The sequence below is a fragment of the Salegentibacter sp. BLCTC genome (assembly GCF_015143665.1).
GTDB lineage: Bacteria > Bacteroidota > Bacteroidia > Flavobacteriales > Flavobacteriaceae > Salegentibacter > Salegentibacter maritimus.
Map to the genome: position 1 here is coordinate 65,654 of NZ_WYEW01000006.1, position 17,885 is coordinate 83,538.

General features: G+C 36.5%; 16 protein-coding genes and 1 pseudogene. 8 read left to right on the forward strand and 9 right to left on the reverse strand.

Features of this window, described 5'->3' with window-relative positions:
- Positions 1–170: 170 nt before the first annotated feature.
- Positions 171–533, forward strand: a complete 363-nt coding sequence (locus GUB10_RS08315; protein WP_193710978.1) for a DoxX family protein — start codon at positions 171–173, stop codon at positions 531–533.
- A 181-nt stretch (positions 534–714) separates the two neighbouring features.
- Here GUB10_RS08315 and glyA read toward each other — a convergent pair whose 3' ends face one another.
- A complete protein-coding gene (glyA, locus tag GUB10_RS08320) occupies positions 715–1,989 on the reverse strand; it encodes a serine hydroxymethyltransferase (RefSeq protein WP_193710979.1) in 1,275 nt (424 codons plus the stop codon).
- A gap of 108 nt (positions 1,990–2,097) precedes the next feature.
- Here glyA and fahA point away from each other — a divergent pair, with 108 nt between their 5' ends.
- Positions 2,098–3,387, forward strand: coding sequence for a fumarylacetoacetase (gene fahA / locus GUB10_RS08325; RefSeq protein WP_193710980.1), 1,290 nt, complete (start codon positions 2,098–2,100; stop codon positions 3,385–3,387).
- A 202-nt stretch (positions 3,388–3,589) separates the two neighbouring features.
- On the opposite strand, the gene GUB10_RS08330 is transcribed toward fahA, so the two are convergent.
- Both GUB10_RS08330 and ytxJ read right to left on the reverse strand, forming a co-directional pair.
- Positions 3,590–3,832: a hypothetical protein gene (locus GUB10_RS08330; protein ID WP_193710981.1), complete on the reverse strand. Its 243-nt coding sequence runs from the start codon at positions 3,830–3,832 to the stop codon at positions 3,590–3,592.
- A gap of 89 nt (positions 3,833–3,921) precedes the next feature.
- Positions 3,922–4,311: a bacillithiol system redox-active protein YtxJ gene (gene ytxJ, locus GUB10_RS08335; protein ID WP_193710982.1), complete on the reverse strand. Its 390-nt coding sequence runs from the start codon at positions 4,309–4,311 to the stop codon at positions 3,922–3,924.
- A 182-nt stretch (positions 4,312–4,493) separates the two neighbouring features.
- Here ytxJ and clpB point away from each other — a divergent pair, with 182 nt between their 5' ends.
- Complete coding sequence (gene clpB / locus GUB10_RS08340; protein WP_193710983.1) at positions 4,494–7,100, forward strand: ATP-dependent chaperone ClpB; 2,607 nt, start codon at positions 4,494–4,496, stop codon at positions 7,098–7,100.
- Between the two features lie 165 nt (positions 7,101–7,265).
- Here clpB and GUB10_RS08345 read toward each other — a convergent pair whose 3' ends face one another.
- Positions 7,266–7,451 (reverse strand): CsbD family protein, encoded by a 186-nt coding sequence (locus tag GUB10_RS08345; RefSeq protein WP_193710984.1) that lies wholly within the window; start codon positions 7,449–7,451, stop codon positions 7,266–7,268.
- Between the two features lie 120 nt (positions 7,452–7,571).
- Between GUB10_RS08345 and GUB10_RS08350 the strand changes: the two genes are divergently transcribed.
- Together GUB10_RS08350 and GUB10_RS08355 are read left to right on the forward strand one after the other, a co-directional pair.
- Positions 7,572–8,666, forward strand: a complete 1,095-nt coding sequence (locus GUB10_RS08350; RefSeq protein ID WP_193710985.1) for an esterase-like activity of phytase family protein — start codon at positions 7,572–7,574, stop codon at positions 8,664–8,666.
- A gap of 3 nt (positions 8,667–8,669) precedes the next feature.
- Entirely contained in the window at positions 8,670–9,212 is a 543-nt protein-coding gene (locus GUB10_RS08355) for a phosphoglycerate mutase family protein (RefSeq protein ID WP_193710986.1), read from the forward strand.
- Between the two features lie 143 nt (positions 9,213–9,355).
- Here the strand turns inward: GUB10_RS08355 and GUB10_RS08360 are convergent, their stop codons facing one another.
- Complete coding sequence (locus GUB10_RS08360) at positions 9,356–10,741, reverse strand: NAD-dependent succinate-semialdehyde dehydrogenase (RefSeq protein WP_193710987.1); 1,386 nt, start codon at positions 10,739–10,741, stop codon at positions 9,356–9,358.
- 127 nt (positions 10,742–10,868) lie between these two features.
- The gene (locus GUB10_RS08365; protein ID WP_193710988.1) at positions 10,869–11,612 is read right to left on the reverse strand and encodes a DUF6503 family protein; all 744 of its coding nucleotides are present in this window, start codon (positions 11,610–11,612) and stop codon (positions 10,869–10,871) included.
- 206 nt (positions 11,613–11,818) lie between these two features.
- Here GUB10_RS08365 and smpB point away from each other — a divergent pair, with 206 nt between their 5' ends.
- From smpB to GUB10_RS08380, 3 genes are read left to right on the forward strand one after another with little or no spacing between them, the layout of a single operon-like run.
- Positions 11,819–12,283, forward strand: coding sequence for an SsrA-binding protein SmpB (gene smpB, locus GUB10_RS08370; protein ID WP_193710989.1), 465 nt, complete (start codon positions 11,819–11,821; stop codon positions 12,281–12,283).
- A gap of 7 nt (positions 12,284–12,290) precedes the next feature.
- A complete protein-coding gene (locus tag GUB10_RS08375) occupies positions 12,291–13,463 on the forward strand; it encodes a nitrate/nitrite transporter (protein ID WP_193710990.1) in 1,173 nt (390 codons plus the stop codon).
- Positions 13,464–13,513: 50 nt separating this feature from the next.
- Complete coding sequence (locus tag GUB10_RS08380) at positions 13,514–16,003, forward strand: DUF5686 and carboxypeptidase regulatory-like domain-containing protein (protein ID WP_193710991.1); 2,490 nt, start codon at positions 13,514–13,516, stop codon at positions 16,001–16,003.
- A gap of 173 nt (positions 16,004–16,176) precedes the next feature.
- On the opposite strand, the gene GUB10_RS08385 is transcribed toward GUB10_RS08380, so the two are convergent.
- The 3 genes and pseudogenes from GUB10_RS08385 to GUB10_RS16145 form a co-directional block, all read right to left on the reverse strand.
- Positions 16,177–16,611 carry a DUF5606 domain-containing protein gene (locus GUB10_RS08385; protein ID WP_193710992.1) on the reverse strand — a complete coding sequence of 145 codons (435 nt, stop codon included), beginning with the start codon at positions 16,609–16,611 and terminating at the stop codon, positions 16,177–16,179.
- A gap of 297 nt (positions 16,612–16,908) precedes the next feature.
- Entirely contained in the window at positions 16,909–17,499 is a 591-nt protein-coding gene (def, locus tag GUB10_RS08390; protein ID WP_193710993.1) for a peptide deformylase, read from the reverse strand.
- Between the two features lie 100 nt (positions 17,500–17,599).
- Positions 17,600–17,740, reverse strand: a pseudogene (locus tag GUB10_RS16145) (four helix bundle protein); the annotation flags it as partial.
- Positions 17,741–17,885: the final 145 nt, after the last annotated feature.

Consider the following 17,885-nt stretch of genomic DNA (forward strand, 5'->3'; position numbering starts at 1 on the left):
ATTTCCAGTAAGCTTTCAAATTCCCAAATAGGCATCAATCTCTTAACTGAAAAGTATAGGCTCAATTCCCCCACTGCTATATTTTTAAAAATTTAAGAAATACTCCTAATTTTTGTTTAATATTTTAAAATAAAGATTAAACATTGCTATCTTTAAGAAAAACTTAAGCTATGGAAACAGTAAAAATAGCACTTCAAATAATTGTTGGCCTGGGAATACTTAACGTATGGTTATTACGGTTTAACAAAAAAACCAGCTATCGGGGTGCAGAGGCCTCTAATATGAAAGCCGAATTCAAAGCCTACGGATTACCAGAGGCGTTGGTTTATTTGGTGGGCTTTATAAAAATCACTTTAGCCTTAATGCTCCTGGCAGGAATTTGGTTTAAATCCTTAGTAAATCCTGCTGCCATTGGGATGGCGGCTATGATGCTTGGAGCTATTGTAATGCATTTAAAAATAAAGGATAATTTTAAGCAAATTATGCCAGCTTTGAGCCTTCTTATAATTTGCCTGGCAATTATTTGGCTGTAAAAAAAGACTGTCTAAAAAGTTCTTAAAATCGTCATCCTGAATTTATTTCAGAGCCTGCCCCGAAATTTATTCGGAGATCTAAAGTATTGATAATCAAAATACCTTAGAGGCTAAAAACAAGTTCAGCTTGACGAAACTAGACATTTCAGACAGCCTATTTCAACTATAAGTTCTATGCTTTTTACATTTTAAAAAGCGGTCTATCCTGCATCATGGTTTTCACCTCTTGTTTAACGGCTTCCAACTCGCTATCATTATCAATATTGGTAATAACACGCTCAACAAACTCTACTATTTTAGGCATATCCTCTTCTACAAGTCCACGGGTAGTAACCGCAGCCGTACCAATTCTAATTCCGGAAGTTACAAAAGGAGATTTATCGTCAAAAGGCACCATATTTTTATTTACGGTAATTTCGGCTTTAGTTAAGGCCTCCTCTGCTTCTTTTCCGCTTACATCTTTATTTCTAAGATCTATAAGCATACAATGGTTGTCGGTTCCGCCAGAAATAACTTTATATCCTTTTTCAACAAAACTTTGCGCTAATTTTGCAGCATTCTTTTTCATCTGCACAGCATAATGCAAAAACTCATCGGTAAGAGCTTCACCAAAAGCTATGGCTTTAGCGGCTATAATATGTTCTAAAGGCCCACCCTGATTTCCTGGAAAAATTCCGCTGTTTAATAGGGTAGACATTTTTTTAAGCTTTCCGTTTTTAAGTTTTTGACCAAAGGGATTATCAAAATCTTTTCCCATCATAATAATTCCGCCACGCGGCCCACGAAGGGTTTTATGTGTGGTAGAGGTTACGATATGACAGTGTGGTAATGGGTCACTAATTAAACCTTTAGCGATTAAACCGGCAGGATGCGCAATATCGGCCATTAAGATAGCCCCTACACTATCTGCAATCTCTCTAAATCTTTTATAATCTATATCTCTTGAATATGCAGAAGCACCGGCAATAATCATTTTAGGCTGTTCTTTTTCTGCAATTTCAGCAACCTTATCGTAGTCTATAAGTCCGGTTTCTTTATCTACACCATAAAACACAGGGCTGTAAAGTTTTCCTGAGAAGTTTACAGGAGAACCATGAGTTAAATGCCCACCGTGAGACAGGTCAAAACCTAAAAATTTGTCTCCCGGGTTTAAGCAAGTATGAAAAACTGCAGTATTTGCTTGTGAGCCAGAGTGTGGTTGCACATTGGCATATTCGGCATTAAATAACTCTTTCAACCTATCTATGGCCAATTGTTCCACTTTATCAACCACTTCACAACCGCCATAATAGCGTTTGCCCGGGTAGCCCTCAGCATATTTATTGGTTAAAACAGATCCAGCAGCTTCCAAAACCTGTTCACTAACAAAGTTTTCACTGGCAATTAACTCAAGTCCATTAAGTTGGCGCTCTTTTTCTTCCGCTATTAAATTAAATATTTGGGTGTCTCGTTGCATCACAAAAGTTTACGTTAAATATTCCTCAAAAGTAATAAATACATTCGGTTAATAACAGGAAAATAATATATTTGAAATCATTAGATTTCTTAATAAAAACAGAAAAACATGCCTATTACAGCTAACGACCCAAATAGAAAAACCTGGTTGGAAACTTCGGAAACCACCGATTTCCCTATTCAGAATATTCCTTTTGGGGTATTCCTAACCCGGGACGATGTAATAACTATTGGCTCCCGTATTGGAGACTTTGCTATAGATCTTGGTGCTTTGCACCAGTTGGGTTATTTTGATGGAATTCCGTTAACCGACGATATATTTTTACAGGATACGCTTAATGATTTTATTTCTGACGGAAAAAAAACCTGGCGCCTGGTTCGTAACCGAATTGCTGAAATTTTTGATGCGAACAATGAAAAATTAAGAGACAATCAGGAACATAGAAACCGCGTTCTTTTTACCCTTGATGAAATTGAGATGCAAATGCCGGTTCAGGTTGGCGATTACACCGATTTCTACTCAAGCAAAGAACATGCTACCAATGTAGGAACTATGTTTCGCGATCCAGATAATGCCTTATTACCAAACTGGCTACATATTCCGGTAGGTTACCACGGCAGGAGTTCTTCTATTATACCTAGCGGTATTCCTGTTCACAGACCAAAAGGACAAACCAAACCAAAAGATTCTGACACTCCTGTTTTTGGACCATCAAAAAGAGTAGATTTTGAGGTAGAAATGGCTTTTATTACTACTGATGCCAACCCACTTGGTGAACCAATCCCAATCGATGAGGCCGAAGAATATATCTTTGGAATGGTATTATTTAACGACTGGAGTGCAAGAGATATACAAACCTGGGAGTATGTACCTTTAGGTCCGTTTTTGGCCAAGAATTTTGCATCTTCCATCTCTCCCTGGATTGTTACTTTAGATGCACTGGAACCTTTTAGAACTGAAGGCCCAAAACCAGAAAAAGAATTATTCCCTTACCTGCAAAGTACAGGAAAGAGAAGCTTTGATATTAATCTTGAGGTTTCCTTGAAGCCCGAGAATTCTGAAGAGAACCTATTGGCAAAAACTAATTTCAAGAATATGTATTGGAATATGAGTCAGCAGCTAGCCCACCACACCGTTAACGGTTGCCCGGTAAATTCTGGAGATATGATGGCTTCGGGAACCATTTCGGGAAAAACCCCAGATAGTTATGGCTCTATGCTAGAACTCACCTGGAAAGGCGAGAAACCAATTAAGCTAAAAGATGGTAGTGAACGTAAATTTATTGAAGACCACGATACCATTATTATGCGTGGGTATTGCGAAAGCAAAGGCCGAAGAATAGGTTTTGGGGAGGTAAGCAGCAAATTACTTCCGGTATTTGAGCCCAAGAAAAAATAGATTTCTTACTTTTAATTTATAAAAAAAGCTGTTTGAAAAGTTTTATCGGCGTCAAGCTGAATTTATTTCAGCTTCTAACTTGTATTAATTCCCTCAAGCTATATCCTGAAACAAGTTCAGGATGACGTTAAAATAACTTTTCAAACAGCTTTATATATTTAATGAAGTGCCACCTATTATAATAAGTCTCAAAGCTTATATCCTACTTTCTCTTATCAGTCTTTTCCTTTTGAGCCCCATCCATAAATTCCCGTTCTTCACGGGAACTGGCCTTCCCTGAATTTTTAGAAGAACTCCTGTCTTTTTCTTTCTTTAAAGTCTTCCCTGAATCCTTTTCTTTTTGTTTAAGATCACGAAACTCTCGTTGCTCTCTATCTTTATCTTCCTGTTTTAAGGACTTCCAGTTTTCTTCCAGCTTTCGTATATCTTCTTTTTTTGCCTTCATAACACATTATTTATTATTCAACAGTAAAAGGTACAAAGGCAAGTGCGTCCAGCTTAAATGAAAACAACTTTTAACAGGATTTTATACTCTTAGTCGAGCTCCTTTAATATTGAAGCATCAATATCCTGGTGAGAAGCGTGATGAACAACCTTCTCATTCCTTAAAACAATAAACTGCGGGCTCTCGTGATGTACGCTTAATTCATTAGCAACAGCGTTAGAAATCTCACGATCCATAATTAGGTCTAAAAAATATAATTTCACCTCTTCATTTTCCTCATACTCCCTTTCAAATGTTCTAAGCACCATTTTACTAATACCACAGCGTGTAGAATGTTTAAATATCCCCACAAGCTTATCTTTAGATTCCTCCATGGCTATCGCTATTTGATCTTTATCGGTTAATTTGGTCCAGGGAAAGCTCGTCACCTTACCGGTCTCCCCGCCATCACTTTTAAATAATTTATCTAATAATCCCATAGTTAATTTTCTTTCGTATAAAATTAATTCTTAATAAATTTAATCTGCTCTTCATTTCAAAATTATTTTCAGAATTTTAACCTAAGTGTCAATTTGGCGTTAATTTTAAAATAAAATCAGTCATTTTGTCTTAATATTTTAATGGTATATCAATTGCTTTACTCATTCAAAAAACAACGACTATGAATTTCAATAATTTTACCATAAAATCACAGGAAGCCATCCAGCAGGCTCAGCAGCTTGCGCAAGAGATGGGGCATCAACAAATTGAAAATGAGCATATTTTTAAAGCAATAAGTATTGTAGACGAAAATGTAGCTCCATTTTTATTGAAAAAGCTAAATATTAATGTCAATCTATTTAACGATATTCTGGATAAAACCTTACAGAGTTTTCCAAAAGTTAGTGGGGGCGATATAGTGCTTTCTCGGGAAGCGGGAAAAGCCGTGAATGAAGCATCTACTATTGCAAAAAAAATGAAAGATGAATATGTTTCTATAGAACATCTTATTTTGGCCATTTTTAAATCTTCAAGCAAAGTAGCGCAAATTTTAAAAGACCAGGGAGCGACTGAGAAATCTTTAAAAGCAGCCATTGAAGAATTGCGAAAAGGCGACAGGGTGACTTCACAAAGCGCCGAAGACACCTACAATTCTTTAGATAAATATGCCAATAACCTAAACCAAATGGCCGAAGAGGGAAAACTTGACCCCGTTATTGGCCGGGACGAAGAAATTAGAAGAATCTTGCAAATCCTTTCCCGAAGAACCAAAAACAACCCAATGTTGGTTGGAGAACCGGGAACAGGTAAAACAGCCATTGCCGAAGGTTTAGCACATAGAATTATTGCCGGGGATGTTCCCGATAACTTAAAAGACAAAGTGATTTACAACCTGGATATGGGAGCACTTATTGCCGGTGCAAAATATAAAGGTGAATTTGAAGAACGACTTAAAGCCGTAATTAAGGAAGTTACCTCCAGCGATGGCAATATTGTACTTTTTATAGACGAAATACATACCCTGGTAGGCGCCGGCGGTGGGCAGGGAGCTATGGATGCGGCCAACATTTTAAAACCTGCTTTGGCAAGAGGAGAATTAAGAGCCATTGGTGCCACTACCTTAGATGAATATCAAAAGTATTTTGAAAAAGATAAAGCTCTGGAAAGAAGGTTTCAAAAGGTTACTGTAGACGAACCCGATACCGAAAGTGCCATTTCTATTTTACGAGGTATTAAAGAAAAATATGAAACACATCATAAGGTTAGAATTAAAGATGAGGCCATTATCGCTGCTGTAGAGCTATCGAAACGCTATATCACCAACCGATTTCTGCCCGATAAAGCCATAGATTTAATGGACGAAGCTGCATCTAAATTACGGATGGAAATCAATTCTAAACCGGAAGAATTAGACGTTTTAGATAGGCGAATTATGCAACTGGAAATTGAAATTGAGGCCATTAAACGTGAAAAAGATGAAGCTAAATTAAAAATGCTTCGGGCTGAATTAGCTAATTTAAAAGAAGATAGAAACGAATTAAACGCGCGTTGGCAAAATGAAAAAGGTGTGGTAGACAATATTCAGAATTTAAAATCTGAAATTGAAAACTATAAACTGGAAGCAGAACGTGCCGAGCGTGAAGGTGATTATGGAAAAGTAGCTGAAATTCGTTACGGTAAAATAAAAGAAGCCCAGGAAAAACTGGAAAAACTGCAAGAAACCGTAGCCGAAAATCAAAATGAAAAATCCCTAATCCAGGAAGAAGTAACCAACGAAGATATTGCCGAAGTGGTAGCTAAATGGACCGGTATCCCGGTAACCAAAATGTTACAAACCGACCGTGAAAAATTACTAAAACTGGAAGACGAATTGCATAAGCGGGTGGTTGGACAAAACGAAGCTATAATCGCTGTAAGTGATGCGGTTAGAAGAAGCCGGGCCGGTTTACAAGATCAAAAAAGGCCTATTGGTTCTTTCCTATTCCTGGGAACAACAGGCGTGGGAAAAACCGAATTGGCAAAAGCCCTGGCCGAATATTTATTTGATGACGAATCGGCAATGACCCGTATTGATATGAGCGAATATCAGGAAAGGCATTCTGTGAGCAGGTTGGTGGGAGCGCCTCCGGGATATGTTGGTTATGATGAGGGAGGCCAGCTTACCGAAGCTGTTCGAAGAAAACCCTACTCTGTAGTGCTTTTAGATGAAATTGAAAAAGCCCATCCTGATACCTTTAATATTTTACTGCAGGTACTGGATGAAGGAAGGTTAACCGATAACAAAGGACGCCTGGCAGATTTTAAAAACACCATTATTATTATGACTTCCAATATGGGAAGCCATATTATTCAGGAGAAATACGAAAATATAAAAGACCTGGATACCGCTATGGAGGCTGCAAAAACTGAAGTATTGGGCTTGCTGAAACAAAATGTAAGACCCGAGTTTATTAATAGGATAGACGATATTATTATGTTTAGCCCGTTAACCCAACAGGATATCAAGAAAATTGTTTCCTTGCAGCTTAAAGGTGTTAAGAAAATGCTTGAAAAACAGCATATTATTTTGGATGCTACAGAAGAAGCCATTAGTTTTCTGGCCAGTCGGGGCTTTGATCCCCAGTTTGGTGCCAGACCTGTAAAAAGGGTTGTTCAGCGGGAAGTTTTAAATAAATTATCTAAAGAAATTCTCTCTGGAACTATTAAAACCGATAGTATTATTCTGTTAGATGAATTTAATGATGAGTTGGTATTTAGAAATGAAACCAATCCGGTAGAGACAACGTAAACTACCTCGGGGAAAGCCCAAGAGGTATTTGTTGGAAACAAATTTTTAATTTCGAGGCAAGCCTTGAGGCATTACGACCTTTGGCAATGCCACTAAACCTTAAATTATTGAGCAAAAAAAGGCCGGGAAAATTTTCCCGGCCTTTTCCTTTTTCATAGGTGCAAATTACATCTTATCAATTTCTTCTTTCAATTCTTCTTTGGTCTTACCGGTTTTTTCCTGTAAACGACCTAACATCTCATCAAACTTTCCTTCGGTATAAGTGGTATCATCATCGGTCAGCTGGCCATATTTTTGTTTAAATTGACCTCTTACTTGTTTCCACTTTCCTTCTAATTGATCCTCATTCATAATAATTGGTTTTAGGTGTTAATTATAAAACTAAGTTACAATACGATGTTTGGGTAAACTCTCAAGAAACTCCCATAGTTCTCTTAAGGATTTGTTATTTTTGGAGCCAAAAATCTTTTGATGAAAAAATTCATTTTATTAATACTTTCTCTTGGTATTTTTAGCTGCGGCTCCACAAAAAAACTAGACAATTCTTCTATAAAACTCAGCTATTTAGACGATTTTGTACTACCCCAAAACCTTGAGGTTAATGGAAGCCTGGTAGGCGGACTTTCGGGTATAGATTACCACCAGCGCGACTATTACCTGGTCTGTGACCAGCCTTCTAATCCAAGAATCTACAAGGCAAAAATCCCATTTACAAACAGGTCTATAGACACTGTTATTATCACAGAAGCTATTTATCTAAATAAAGAGGACGCATTTTATAAAGAGCACACTCCAGATTTAGAAGGCATTCGTTTTGACGCCGAAAGTAAATCGCTTATACTTTCTTCTGAAGGTTCCATTCAAAATGCCAAAGATCCTTCTGTTTTTAATATTTCTACCGAAGGCAATTTTATTTCGACCTACGAAATCCCTGAGTATTTTAAAGCTTTTGGAGAACAAAAACCAAGAAATAATGGTGTTTTTGAAGGTATTGCCAGAAGCTCTGATAAAACCGGGTATTGGGTTGCCATGGAACTTCCATTGGAAAAAGATGGGCCAAAGCCGAAAATTTACCCAACCAATTCTCCTGTTAGAATCACGAAATTCAACAAACAATCTATGTTGCCGGTTAGCCAGTTCGCCTATAAATTAGACCGAATTTCAAAACTTCCCATTAATTGGTTTGCGGTAAATGGTGTCACTGAAATTCTTGAGTATGCAGAAGATAAATTTCTGGTCCTGGAACGCGCTTATTCGGCCGGCTACGGCTCAAATGGAAATACCGTTAGAATCTATGATGTAGATGCCTCAAAAGCGAGCAATACCCTGGAAATTGAAAACCTAAAAAAAGCTGACTATCAGGAAGCTGAAAAAAGATTGATTTTCGATTTTAAGTCGATCAAAAACTTTTTAAATCAGGAGATTATAGATAATATTGAAGGAATGAGCTTTGGGCCTGAATTGCCTAACGGAAAAAAATCTTTAATACTGGTTTCAGACGATAATTTTAGTAGTTTTAGTAAGCAAATTACGCAATTTATTCTTTTAGAACTGGAAATCGATTAAGTTATGAAACCTTACTTTTTAATACTAAGCCTGCTATTTTTTAGTTCCTGTAATTTTGGAGACGAAGAGACTTCAGAAATTATGGACAATACCGTTGATCCTTCAGAAAAGATCACTACCTATTATTTTATTAGGCATGCTGAAAAGGATACTACCAATGCTGCAAATAAAGACCCCGAACTAACTGAAGCAGGTATAAAACGTACTAAAAATTGGGTAAATACTTTTAAAGATATAGATTTCGACCTCATTTATAGTTCAGATTATAAGCGTACTTTAAATACGGCCAAACCAATTGCAGAAAGTAAAAACATAGACGTCAAATTCTATGATACGCAAAAGTTAAACGACCGGGATTTTCAGGAACAAACAAAAAACAAAACGGTATTAGTGGTAGGCCACAGCAATCTTAACCCGGAATGGGTAAATTATATTTTGGGAAAAAAAAAATACCAACAATTGGATGAAAGCGTTTATGGTAGCCTTTTTATAGTCACTATTCATCCCAATGGTGAGCGAACTGTACAAGTTTTATATATTGATTAAAATAGAAAAGACTTCTATATTTTATTTATTAGCAACACCAGATTCATAAAAAAGACCGGAAAATAATTCCGGTCTTTTTTATGAATTGAAATATTTTACTTTGACTGTATAAATTAGCCAATTTGATAATTCCTATGCTGCAATTATCCTTTTAAAATATTTATTGCCTTGGCATTTACAAATTCTTTAAGTCCGAAACCACCGTGTTCACGACCATAACCCGAATCTTTCACCCCTCCAAAAGGCATATTTGGCTGTGCCAGACCAAAAGAATTGATAAACACCATCCCGGTATCAAAATGCTTTTTGGCCAGCTCTACAGCCTTTTCTTCATCTTCAGAAAAGATTCCGCCTCCAAGTCCAAATCGGCTATCGTTTGCTATTCGCATGGCATCCTCATCATTTTTTGCTTTAATTAAAGAGGCCACCGGGCCAAAAAGCTCATCGTCATAAGCCGGCTGTCCGGGTTTTACATTGGCCAATACGGTAACAGGGTAATAGTAGCCCTCTCCTTCTGGTATATTTCCACCACATAGAACCGCAGCGCCTTTTTTCACACTATCTTCTACCTGTTCATGAAGTTTTTCCCGCAAATCTTTTCTAGCCATAGGCCCTAAATCACTATCTTCATTAGTTGGATCTCCCACTTTAAGGCTTTTCATTTTTTCAACAAAAGCTTCTTTGAATTCATCGTATAGCTTTTCAACTACTATAAAACGTTTTGCAGCTACACAGGTTTCTCCATTATTATACACACGCCCTTTTACGCAGTAGTCTACCGCTTTATCTAAATTGGCATCTTCTAGAACCATATATGCATCGTTTGACCCTAATTCAAGAACGCTTTTCTTTAAGGCTGCACCTGCTTTTTCACCTATTATTTTTCCGGCATCAGGACTTCCGGTTAGAGTAACGCCACGAACAAGCTTATGTTTAATAATAGCATCAGACTGCTCATGGTCTATCAAAATAGTTTTAAAAAGGTTTTTTGGCAAACCAGCTTCATTAAGTATTTTTTCAATTAATAAACCAGTACCGGTAACACTTTCTGCATGTTTTAACAGAACTCCGTTTCCGGCCATAAGATTGGCAATAGCATAACGATTAACCTGGTAGGTTGGGAAGTTCCATGGCTGAATTCCATAAATAACGCCTAATGGAGAATAAGTAACTATACCACGACCCCCATCTGGTAATTCGCGTTCTTCATCTTTAAGATTATCCGGCCCATTTGCTGCCGTCCATTCACATATACCTATACAAAGATCTATCTCTTGCTCCCCTTGCTTTAGAAGCTTTCCCATTTCAGAGGTCATTAAATTCACCAATTGGTTTTTGTATTCGGCTAACTTTTCTCCAATGGCTTTTATTATTTCAGCTCTTTGTTTTGGAGATTTCAATTTCCATTTCAAAAACGCCTGGTGGCATTGCTCTACGGCATCTTTTGCTTCCTGATCGGTAAAATAATTGTAAGTTTCTAATTCCTGCCCGGTAGCAGGATTCACAGTCTTCAATACTTTCTCTTCCATAACTCTTCAATTTTTAAAAATTAAAGTTAGAAAGAGCAAAAACTAAATAGATGTAATGTGCCGTTAAAGATTTTAAAACAGCAAGTTAATTAATAAGAATTAACATCTAACACCTTATACTGCCCAATTATTCTAAAAGTTCTACCTCTATATTTCTAGTTTCAATTTTAGATAGCAACTCCAATTGCCTGCTCTCATACAGATCATCTAAGGTATCTAAAGGAGTGCTTAGATTGTCCATTTTATAGTTTTCATAATCTACAAAACGTATTCCTTCTATAGTTCGTGGGTTATAGGCCTTTCTAAAACGCAATCCACCTTTATTGACTTCAAAACTATAGGCAAGGTAATCTACGTGATAATTTTTGGTGTCTACCCAATACATGTACACATCTTCATGGTCTTCTCCTCCGCCCTCTTCATCAAAAGTCACTTTAATCTCGTAATACTCTTTATTATCTATACTGTCTTTTCCCATCAACTCTTTGTTCACTGCAGCATCATTTAAACCGAAAGGTAGTTGCACAAAATAGTGAACCGAATTCACCGAATTTGCATAGATAGTTTTCATGGAGTCGGGAAGTTTTACTACGGTATCTTTATAGTACCTTGTAAAACCATTGTTATTTACCACATCTCTATACTGGGCTCCGGTAGAATCGGACATTATTCGTTCCAATTCATAGTCTCCACCCTCGCGTTTACTTCGGTAACTTCCCTTTCTAAAATCGAAACTAATTTCAGCATTTTTATAACGCTCCCCACCGGCTTTTGCAATTGCTTTATCTATAATTTGCTGCACACTCTCCTGTTCTGTTTCACAAGCATAAATCAATGAGATCACGATAAATCCTAATATGTACTTTTTCATTTCTTTATTATAAATATTTGAAACCAGCAAAGATAATTAAAACCTATATATTGGCAGAAAATGCTAAGCAAGATCATAAAGAAAGCAGCATATTCTTTATAATTAACCCAACATCATAGTCTTGTGATTAAACTTTATAAGATATTTTGTTACGAATTTGATAAACATAGAGGTATTTTCTATAATGCTTCCTATTTTTGTTGATTATGAAGAAGAATACCAATACCATAAATATAAAAAACCGAAAGGCAAGATTTGAATATGAAATTCTGGATAAATACGTGGCCGGGATTAAATTGGCAGGTACCGAAATAAAAGCTATAAGGCAGGGAAAAGCCTCTATTGCCGAGAGTTTTTGTGAATTTCAGGATCACGAATTATATGTAATAAATATGCATGTTGAAGAATACTCTCACGCCACTCATTTTAATCATAACCCAAAAAGCGAACGTAAACTATTACTACAACGTCGCGAATTAAGGAAACTGGAAAAAGAGGTGAGAAACTCGGGACTTACCATTGTTCCTTTACGTGTTTTTATTAACGATCGTGGACTTGCGAAAATGCAAATTGCGCTGGCAAAGGGTAAAAAGCTTTACGACAAACGGGAAACTATAAAAGATAGAGAAAGTAAACGTAAACTAGACAGAATTAAGAAAGAATACAACTAGCTCCCGGATGAGGCCGGCAAAACAAATTTTACCACTCATTGTTTTTTCCCAGTTTTGCTGTACCTCACTTTGGTTTGCCGGGAATGCAGTAATGCCTGAGCTTTACCTCAACTTTAATTTAAACAAAGAAGCGCTTGGACACCTAACCGCTGCGGTACAATTTGGTTTTATTACGGGCACACTCATTTTCGCTTTTCTAAGCCTGGCCGACAGGTTTTCTCCCTCAAAACTGTTTTTTATCTCTGCAGTTTTTGGCGCAATCTTTAATCTGGGAATAATTCTAGACAACAATAATTTAAACAGCTTGCTTTTATTGCGTTTTTTCACTGGATTTTCCCTTGCGGGAATTTATCCTGTTGGAATGAAAATCGCTGCCGATTACTATGATAAAGGCCTGGGGAAATCTCTAGGGTATCTGGTAGGTGCACTGGTTTTGGGAACTGCTTTTCCCCATTTTTTAAAGACTTTTACCGGCACCGAAGAACTACCCTGGCGTTTGGTGATTATTGCAACTTCCTTGTTCGCCTTGCTGGGTGGACTTTTAATTTTGCTTTTTGTTCCCAATGGACCTTTTCGAAAAGCAAAAGGCAAATTTAAATTTAATGCTATTTTTAAGGCTTTTAACAATAAGCCTTTGCGCAGTGCAGCCTTTGGCTATTTTGGCCACATGTGGGAACTCTATACTTTTTGGGCTTTTGTTCCTGTTATCCTAACTGCCTACAAACTTTCATTTCCAACAAGCGATTTTAACATTTCCCTCTGGTCTTTTGTTATTATAGGAATTGGCGGGGTTTCATGTGTTTTAGGAGGTTATATTTCTAAACATTTAGGAGTAAAGAAAACCGCCTCCATAGCTTTACTATTATCAGGTGTCTGTTGCTTACTTTTTCCATTAATTTTTCTGGAGACATCAGCAACAATACTCCTTATATTTTTATGCTTTTGGGGCATCACTGTGGTTGCAGATTCACCTTTATTTTCAACTTTAGTAGCCAATAACGCAGTGGCAGAAAATAAAGGCACAGCTCTCACCATTGTTAATTCCATAGGCTTTGCCATTACCATAGTAAGTCTGCAATTAATTAACTATTTACATCAAGTTGCACCTGTTTACAGCCTTAGCTTTCTTAGCCTGGGCCCTGCATTTGGTTTATGGAGAATTATGAAGAAAAGTAAATAAAAAAGCAATTATTTTACTTAGTTTTCTATTTTTAAAATCAATTCATCATCATGCATCATAAAATACTAATTATTCTCCTTATTTTCTCATCATTAAATTTAACTGCCCAAATTACAGGAAAAGTTACCGGTACCGAAAATAAGGTACTTCCTTATGTAAATATTTATACCGAAAATGGAAAATTTGGAACTACATCCAATGAGAATGGGATTTACGAATTGAAAATAGATAGTCCCGGAGACTATAACCTGGTTTTTCAGTTTTTAGGTTATCAAACACAGAAAAAGACTATTTCTATTGAAGAGCTCCCCTATCAGCTAAATGTAAGTCTAAAGCCTGAAACCACCACTTTGGATGAAATAAATATTTCTTCAGATAAAAATCTAGCAAATGCAGTTATTAAAAAAGCAATAGAATTTAGGAAGCAAAATGCTAAAAAACTGGAGGCCTATACCGCTAATTTCTATTCCCGGGGTCTTTGGCGAATTGAAAATGCCCCGGAAAAAATACTCGGGCAGGAAGTTGGCGATCTTGGTGGGGGCCTGGATTCTACCCGAAGCGGAATCGTATATTTAAGCGAAACTATTTCAAAAATTTCTTATAAACGTCCAGATGATTTTAATGAAAAAATTATTGCCTCTAAAGTAAGTGGCGATGATAATGGTTTCAGTTTAAACTCGGCCCAGGAGTCTTATTTTTCATTTTATGAAAACACGATTGAGATTAACAGTGAAATGGTTTCACCTATCGCAGAATATGCTTTTAACTACTATAATTATAAGCTAGTTGGGACTTTTTATGATGAAAACGGGAATCTTATCAATAAAATAAAAGTAAGCCCGAAACGGGAGAAAGATCGCGTATTCTCAGGTTATATCTATATTGTAGAAGATCTATGGCAAATTTTTGGAGTAGAACTACAAACTACCGGTGAGGCCGTACAAGTGCCGCCCATTGAAACATTGGATTTTAAACAGAATTATCGGTTTTCGGAAGAAAATGGTTTTTATATTCAAATTTCCCAAACTGTAGATTTTAAATTTGCAATGTTTGGTATTTCGGGAGATGGCCGGTTTACCGCGGTTTACAGCAACTACAATTTCAAACCTGACTTCAATAAAAATAGTTTTGGCAATGAAATCATGTCTTTTGCAGAAGCAGCTAATAAAAAGGATTCAACCTATTGGCAAAAACTGCGTCCGGTACCGCTAACCGTTGAAGAAATAAACGATTATATAAAAAAAGATAGTATTCAAAGCCTTCGAAATTCAAAGCCTTATAAAGACTCAATAGATGCAGTGCGGAATAAATTTAACTTAAGCGCTCCGGTGTTTGGTTATTCCTGGCAAGATTCTTTTAAAAGACGATATTTAAATATAAGCTCCCCTCTAATGGGCACCCATTTTAATACCGTGCAGGGCTGGAATACCTCCAGCACAATTTCTTATAGACAGAATGACGTTAAAAATGAAAACTCCGGTAAATTCTGGCGTTTATTTGCCAGCTTCAATTATGGGTTTAGCGATGAACGCTTTAGAATTAAGGGAGGTTTTCAAAAACAATTTAATAATTACAACAGGCCGGTTTTAAAAATCTCAGGCGGAATAGAAACCCCACAAATTAACGATAGAACTCCAATTTCGGAACGATTAAACGATATTACCAGTATATTTTTTGAACGTAATTACCTTAAACTTTATGAACGCTCTTTCACTAAAATAGCCTATCAGCAGGAAGTTATTAACGGCATTTACTTTTTTGGCGATATTGGTTATGAAAAGAGAAAACCACTATTTAATAAAACCGGCCAGGTAATTATTGATAATGATGGGGTTGAATACACTTCCAACAATCCCTTACAACCTGAAGATTTTGGGACTTCAGCCTTTAGAGAACATGATTTATTTAAGCTTAAGCTTAGTACCAGAATTAGGTTTGGTCAAAAATATATGAGCTACCCAAGTGGTAAATTCAATGTTTCAAATGAGAAGTACCCAACACTTTATCTGGGTTACGAAAAAGCCTTTGGAGCAAGCCTGGCAACCTATAATTTCGACCATTTTAATGCTTCGGTTACTCAACAACTTAACCTGGGAAATAAAGGTGAACTAGCTTATAATTTTAAGGCCGGTGCATTCCTGAATGCTCAAGATATGGCCTTTTTAGATTACAGACATTTTATAGGAAATCAAACCAGGGTTTATAATGGCTTTACTAATGTTTCCAGGTTTAACCTTCTCCCTTATTATTCATTAAGCACAAATAAAACTTACGCCGAAGTTCACGCCGAACACGATTTTAAAGGATGGGTTTTAGGGAAAATCCCATTTATAAATCGGCTAAATTACAACCTTGTAATTGGTGCCCATGCACTCTATACTGAAGACAGCAAACCTTATTCTGAATATTCGGTTGGAATTGATAATCTTGGTTTTGGAAAATACAGGCTTTTAAGATTAGACTACGTGATTTCCAATAAAGATGGCCAGCGGGAAGCTGCGTTTGTTTTTGGCCTTAAGTTTTTAGGAATTTTGGATTAAAATTTCGGCAAAATAATATAATGTTAGATCCTGAAACAAGTTCAGGATGACGTATTTTTAAACAAAAAACCTCACAGCTTTTGAACCTGTGAGGTTTTATTAATTAACGCCATTAAGAATAAAGTAAAGTAACTTCGCAAGGTTGCTTCATTTCTCAATGACAGCAGAAATCTTTATTCTTCCTCTCCAGAAGTATCTTTTTCTGCTGATGTTTCTTCCTCGGTAGAGAAATCGGTAATACCGTTTTTAATAAGCAGGTTATACCACTGAAATATTTTTTTCAAATCGCTGGCATATACACGATCTACATCATAGTCTGGCAGGATCTCGGCAAAATACTTTTCCAACTCGGCTTTAGAAGACTTATGGTTTATAGTTTCGCCACCATCTTCTTTCTCCTTTATTTTTTCAAATATTTCTGCCAATGGCACTTCTTCGGTATATGTGTAAATAGCAATCTCGCTCAACAAACTTACATTATGTCGAATATTTACTGCCATTTTTTTTCCGTCAGGAATTGATTTTACAATAAATCCGCCGCGGCTTTGTGCAGTAAGTTCGTATAAACCGGGTTTTCCAGAAATCGCTAATATTTTATCTAATCCCATAGTATATTTTTAGTTCCTCAACGAGGTTATTATTTTGTGGGCCTCGGCCCAGCATTATAAATAGTTTTCTAAATAATGTTTTTGTAAACCTGTTGCCAGATTTTATTTTTAGGCTGGCAAATATCAGCTGCCAAAACAACTTATCAAAGTGATTAGCCCGGAATATTTATGAGATAACTCATAAATATTTGTAGTTACAAAGCTTCCCCAATATTCCTAATACTCAAGAATAATGTTCAACTAAGTCTGGGGTAACCATCAGGACACGCAACCTTCTCTAAATCTTGAACAATACGATTAACGGCCTTTTTTCATTTCAGGAAAACGCATTTTATACTCAATTTTAATCTTCCCTTTTGAAATATTTGCAAGTTTACTTTTTAGTAAACGCTTTTTTAAACTGGATAGTTTATCGGTAAATAAAATTCCTTCAATATGGTCGTATTCATGCTGAATAACCCTGGCTGCCAGTCCTGTAAAAGTCTCCCTATGCTCCTTAAAATTCTCATCCTGGTACTCTATCACTATTTTAGGCTTTCTAAAAACGTCTTCCCTAATTTCAGGAATACTTAAACAGCCTTCGTTAAAAGCCCACTCATCTCCTTCTTCTTCTACAATTTTTGGGTTTATAAAAACTCTTTTTAGTTTTTTGAGTTCTTCGCGTTCCTGTAACTCTAATTCCTCATCTTCTGCAAACGGGCTCGAGTCTACAAGGAACAAACGAATTGGCAGGCCAACTTGTGGTGCCGCTAAGCCTACGCCATAAGCATTATACATAGTTGCCCACATATTTTCTATTAACTCATCCAGTTTTGGATAATCTTCAGAGATATCTTTGCACTTTTTTCGCAAAACCGGATCTCCGTACGCTACAATTGGTAAAATCATTCTTCTTAGAATTTATATTTTATAATGAATAATTTATAATATCATTTCCCGGAAATTTGGTTTCTTACCGCCGTGATTCCAGACGCGATAAAGATAGATGTCAGCTCTTGGCTTCAATTATCAATTCCTTTGAATCTTTCTCATTTAGCAGATCTTCATCTTTCGCGAATTCTATCCAGAAAATACATTCATCAGCTTCTTCAATTACTATTCCTAATTTTGAAATAAAAGCTTTTTTTGATTGCCCTAAACATGCGGCCTAAATTAGCTGCAACCGAAGTACTACACCTAATTAACTGACCCTCAATATGGCTTCCTAATTTATTTTTTGGAAGATTTATTGCTAGTTTTACGCATTTATGTGCAAAAACATTGGAACGATTAAT

What these genes read in the sequence shown, in the direction of transcription:
- GUB10_RS08315 (WP_193710978.1), top strand. Translation starts at nt 171, where the DNA reads ATGGAAACAGTAAAAATAGCACTTCAAATAATTGTTGGCCTGGGAATA.
- glyA (WP_193710979.1), bottom strand. Translation starts at nt 1,989, where the DNA reads ATGCAACGAGACACCCAAATATTTAATTTAATAGCGGAAGAAAAAGAG.
- fahA (WP_193710980.1), top strand. Translation starts at nt 2,098, where the DNA reads ATGCCTATTACAGCTAACGACCCAAATAGAAAAACCTGGTTGGAAACT.
- GUB10_RS08330 (WP_193710981.1), bottom strand. Translation starts at nt 3,832, where the DNA reads ATGAAGGCAAAAAAAGAAGATATACGAAAGCTGGAAGAAAACTGGAAG.
- ytxJ (WP_193710982.1), bottom strand. Translation starts at nt 4,311, where the DNA reads ATGGGATTATTAGATAAATTATTTAAAAGTGATGGCGGGGAGACCGGT.
- clpB (WP_193710983.1), top strand. Translation starts at nt 4,494, where the DNA reads ATGAATTTCAATAATTTTACCATAAAATCACAGGAAGCCATCCAGCAG.
- GUB10_RS08345 (WP_193710984.1), bottom strand. Translation starts at nt 7,451, where the DNA reads ATGAATGAGGATCAATTAGAAGGAAAGTGGAAACAAGTAAGAGGTCAA.
- GUB10_RS08350 (WP_193710985.1), top strand. Translation starts at nt 7,572, where the DNA reads ATGAAAAAATTCATTTTATTAATACTTTCTCTTGGTATTTTTAGCTGC.
- GUB10_RS08355 (WP_193710986.1), top strand. Translation starts at nt 8,670, where the DNA reads ATGAAACCTTACTTTTTAATACTAAGCCTGCTATTTTTTAGTTCCTGT.
- GUB10_RS08360 (WP_193710987.1), bottom strand. Translation starts at nt 10,741, where the DNA reads ATGGAAGAGAAAGTATTGAAGACTGTGAATCCTGCTACCGGGCAGGAA.
- GUB10_RS08365 (WP_193710988.1), bottom strand. Translation starts at nt 11,612, where the DNA reads ATGAAAAAGTACATATTAGGATTTATCGTGATCTCATTGATTTATGCT.
- smpB (WP_193710989.1), top strand. Translation starts at nt 11,819, where the DNA reads ATGAAGAAGAATACCAATACCATAAATATAAAAAACCGAAAGGCAAGA.
- GUB10_RS08375 (WP_193710990.1), top strand. Translation starts at nt 12,291, where the DNA reads ATGAGGCCGGCAAAACAAATTTTACCACTCATTGTTTTTTCCCAGTTT.
- GUB10_RS08380 (WP_193710991.1), top strand. Translation starts at nt 13,514, where the DNA reads ATGCATCATAAAATACTAATTATTCTCCTTATTTTCTCATCATTAAAT.
- GUB10_RS08385 (WP_193710992.1), bottom strand. Translation starts at nt 16,611, where the DNA reads ATGGGATTAGATAAAATATTAGCGATTTCTGGAAAACCCGGTTTATAC.
- def (WP_193710993.1), bottom strand. Translation starts at nt 17,499, where the DNA reads ATGATTTTACCAATTGTAGCGTACGGAGATCCGGTTTTGCGAAAAAAG.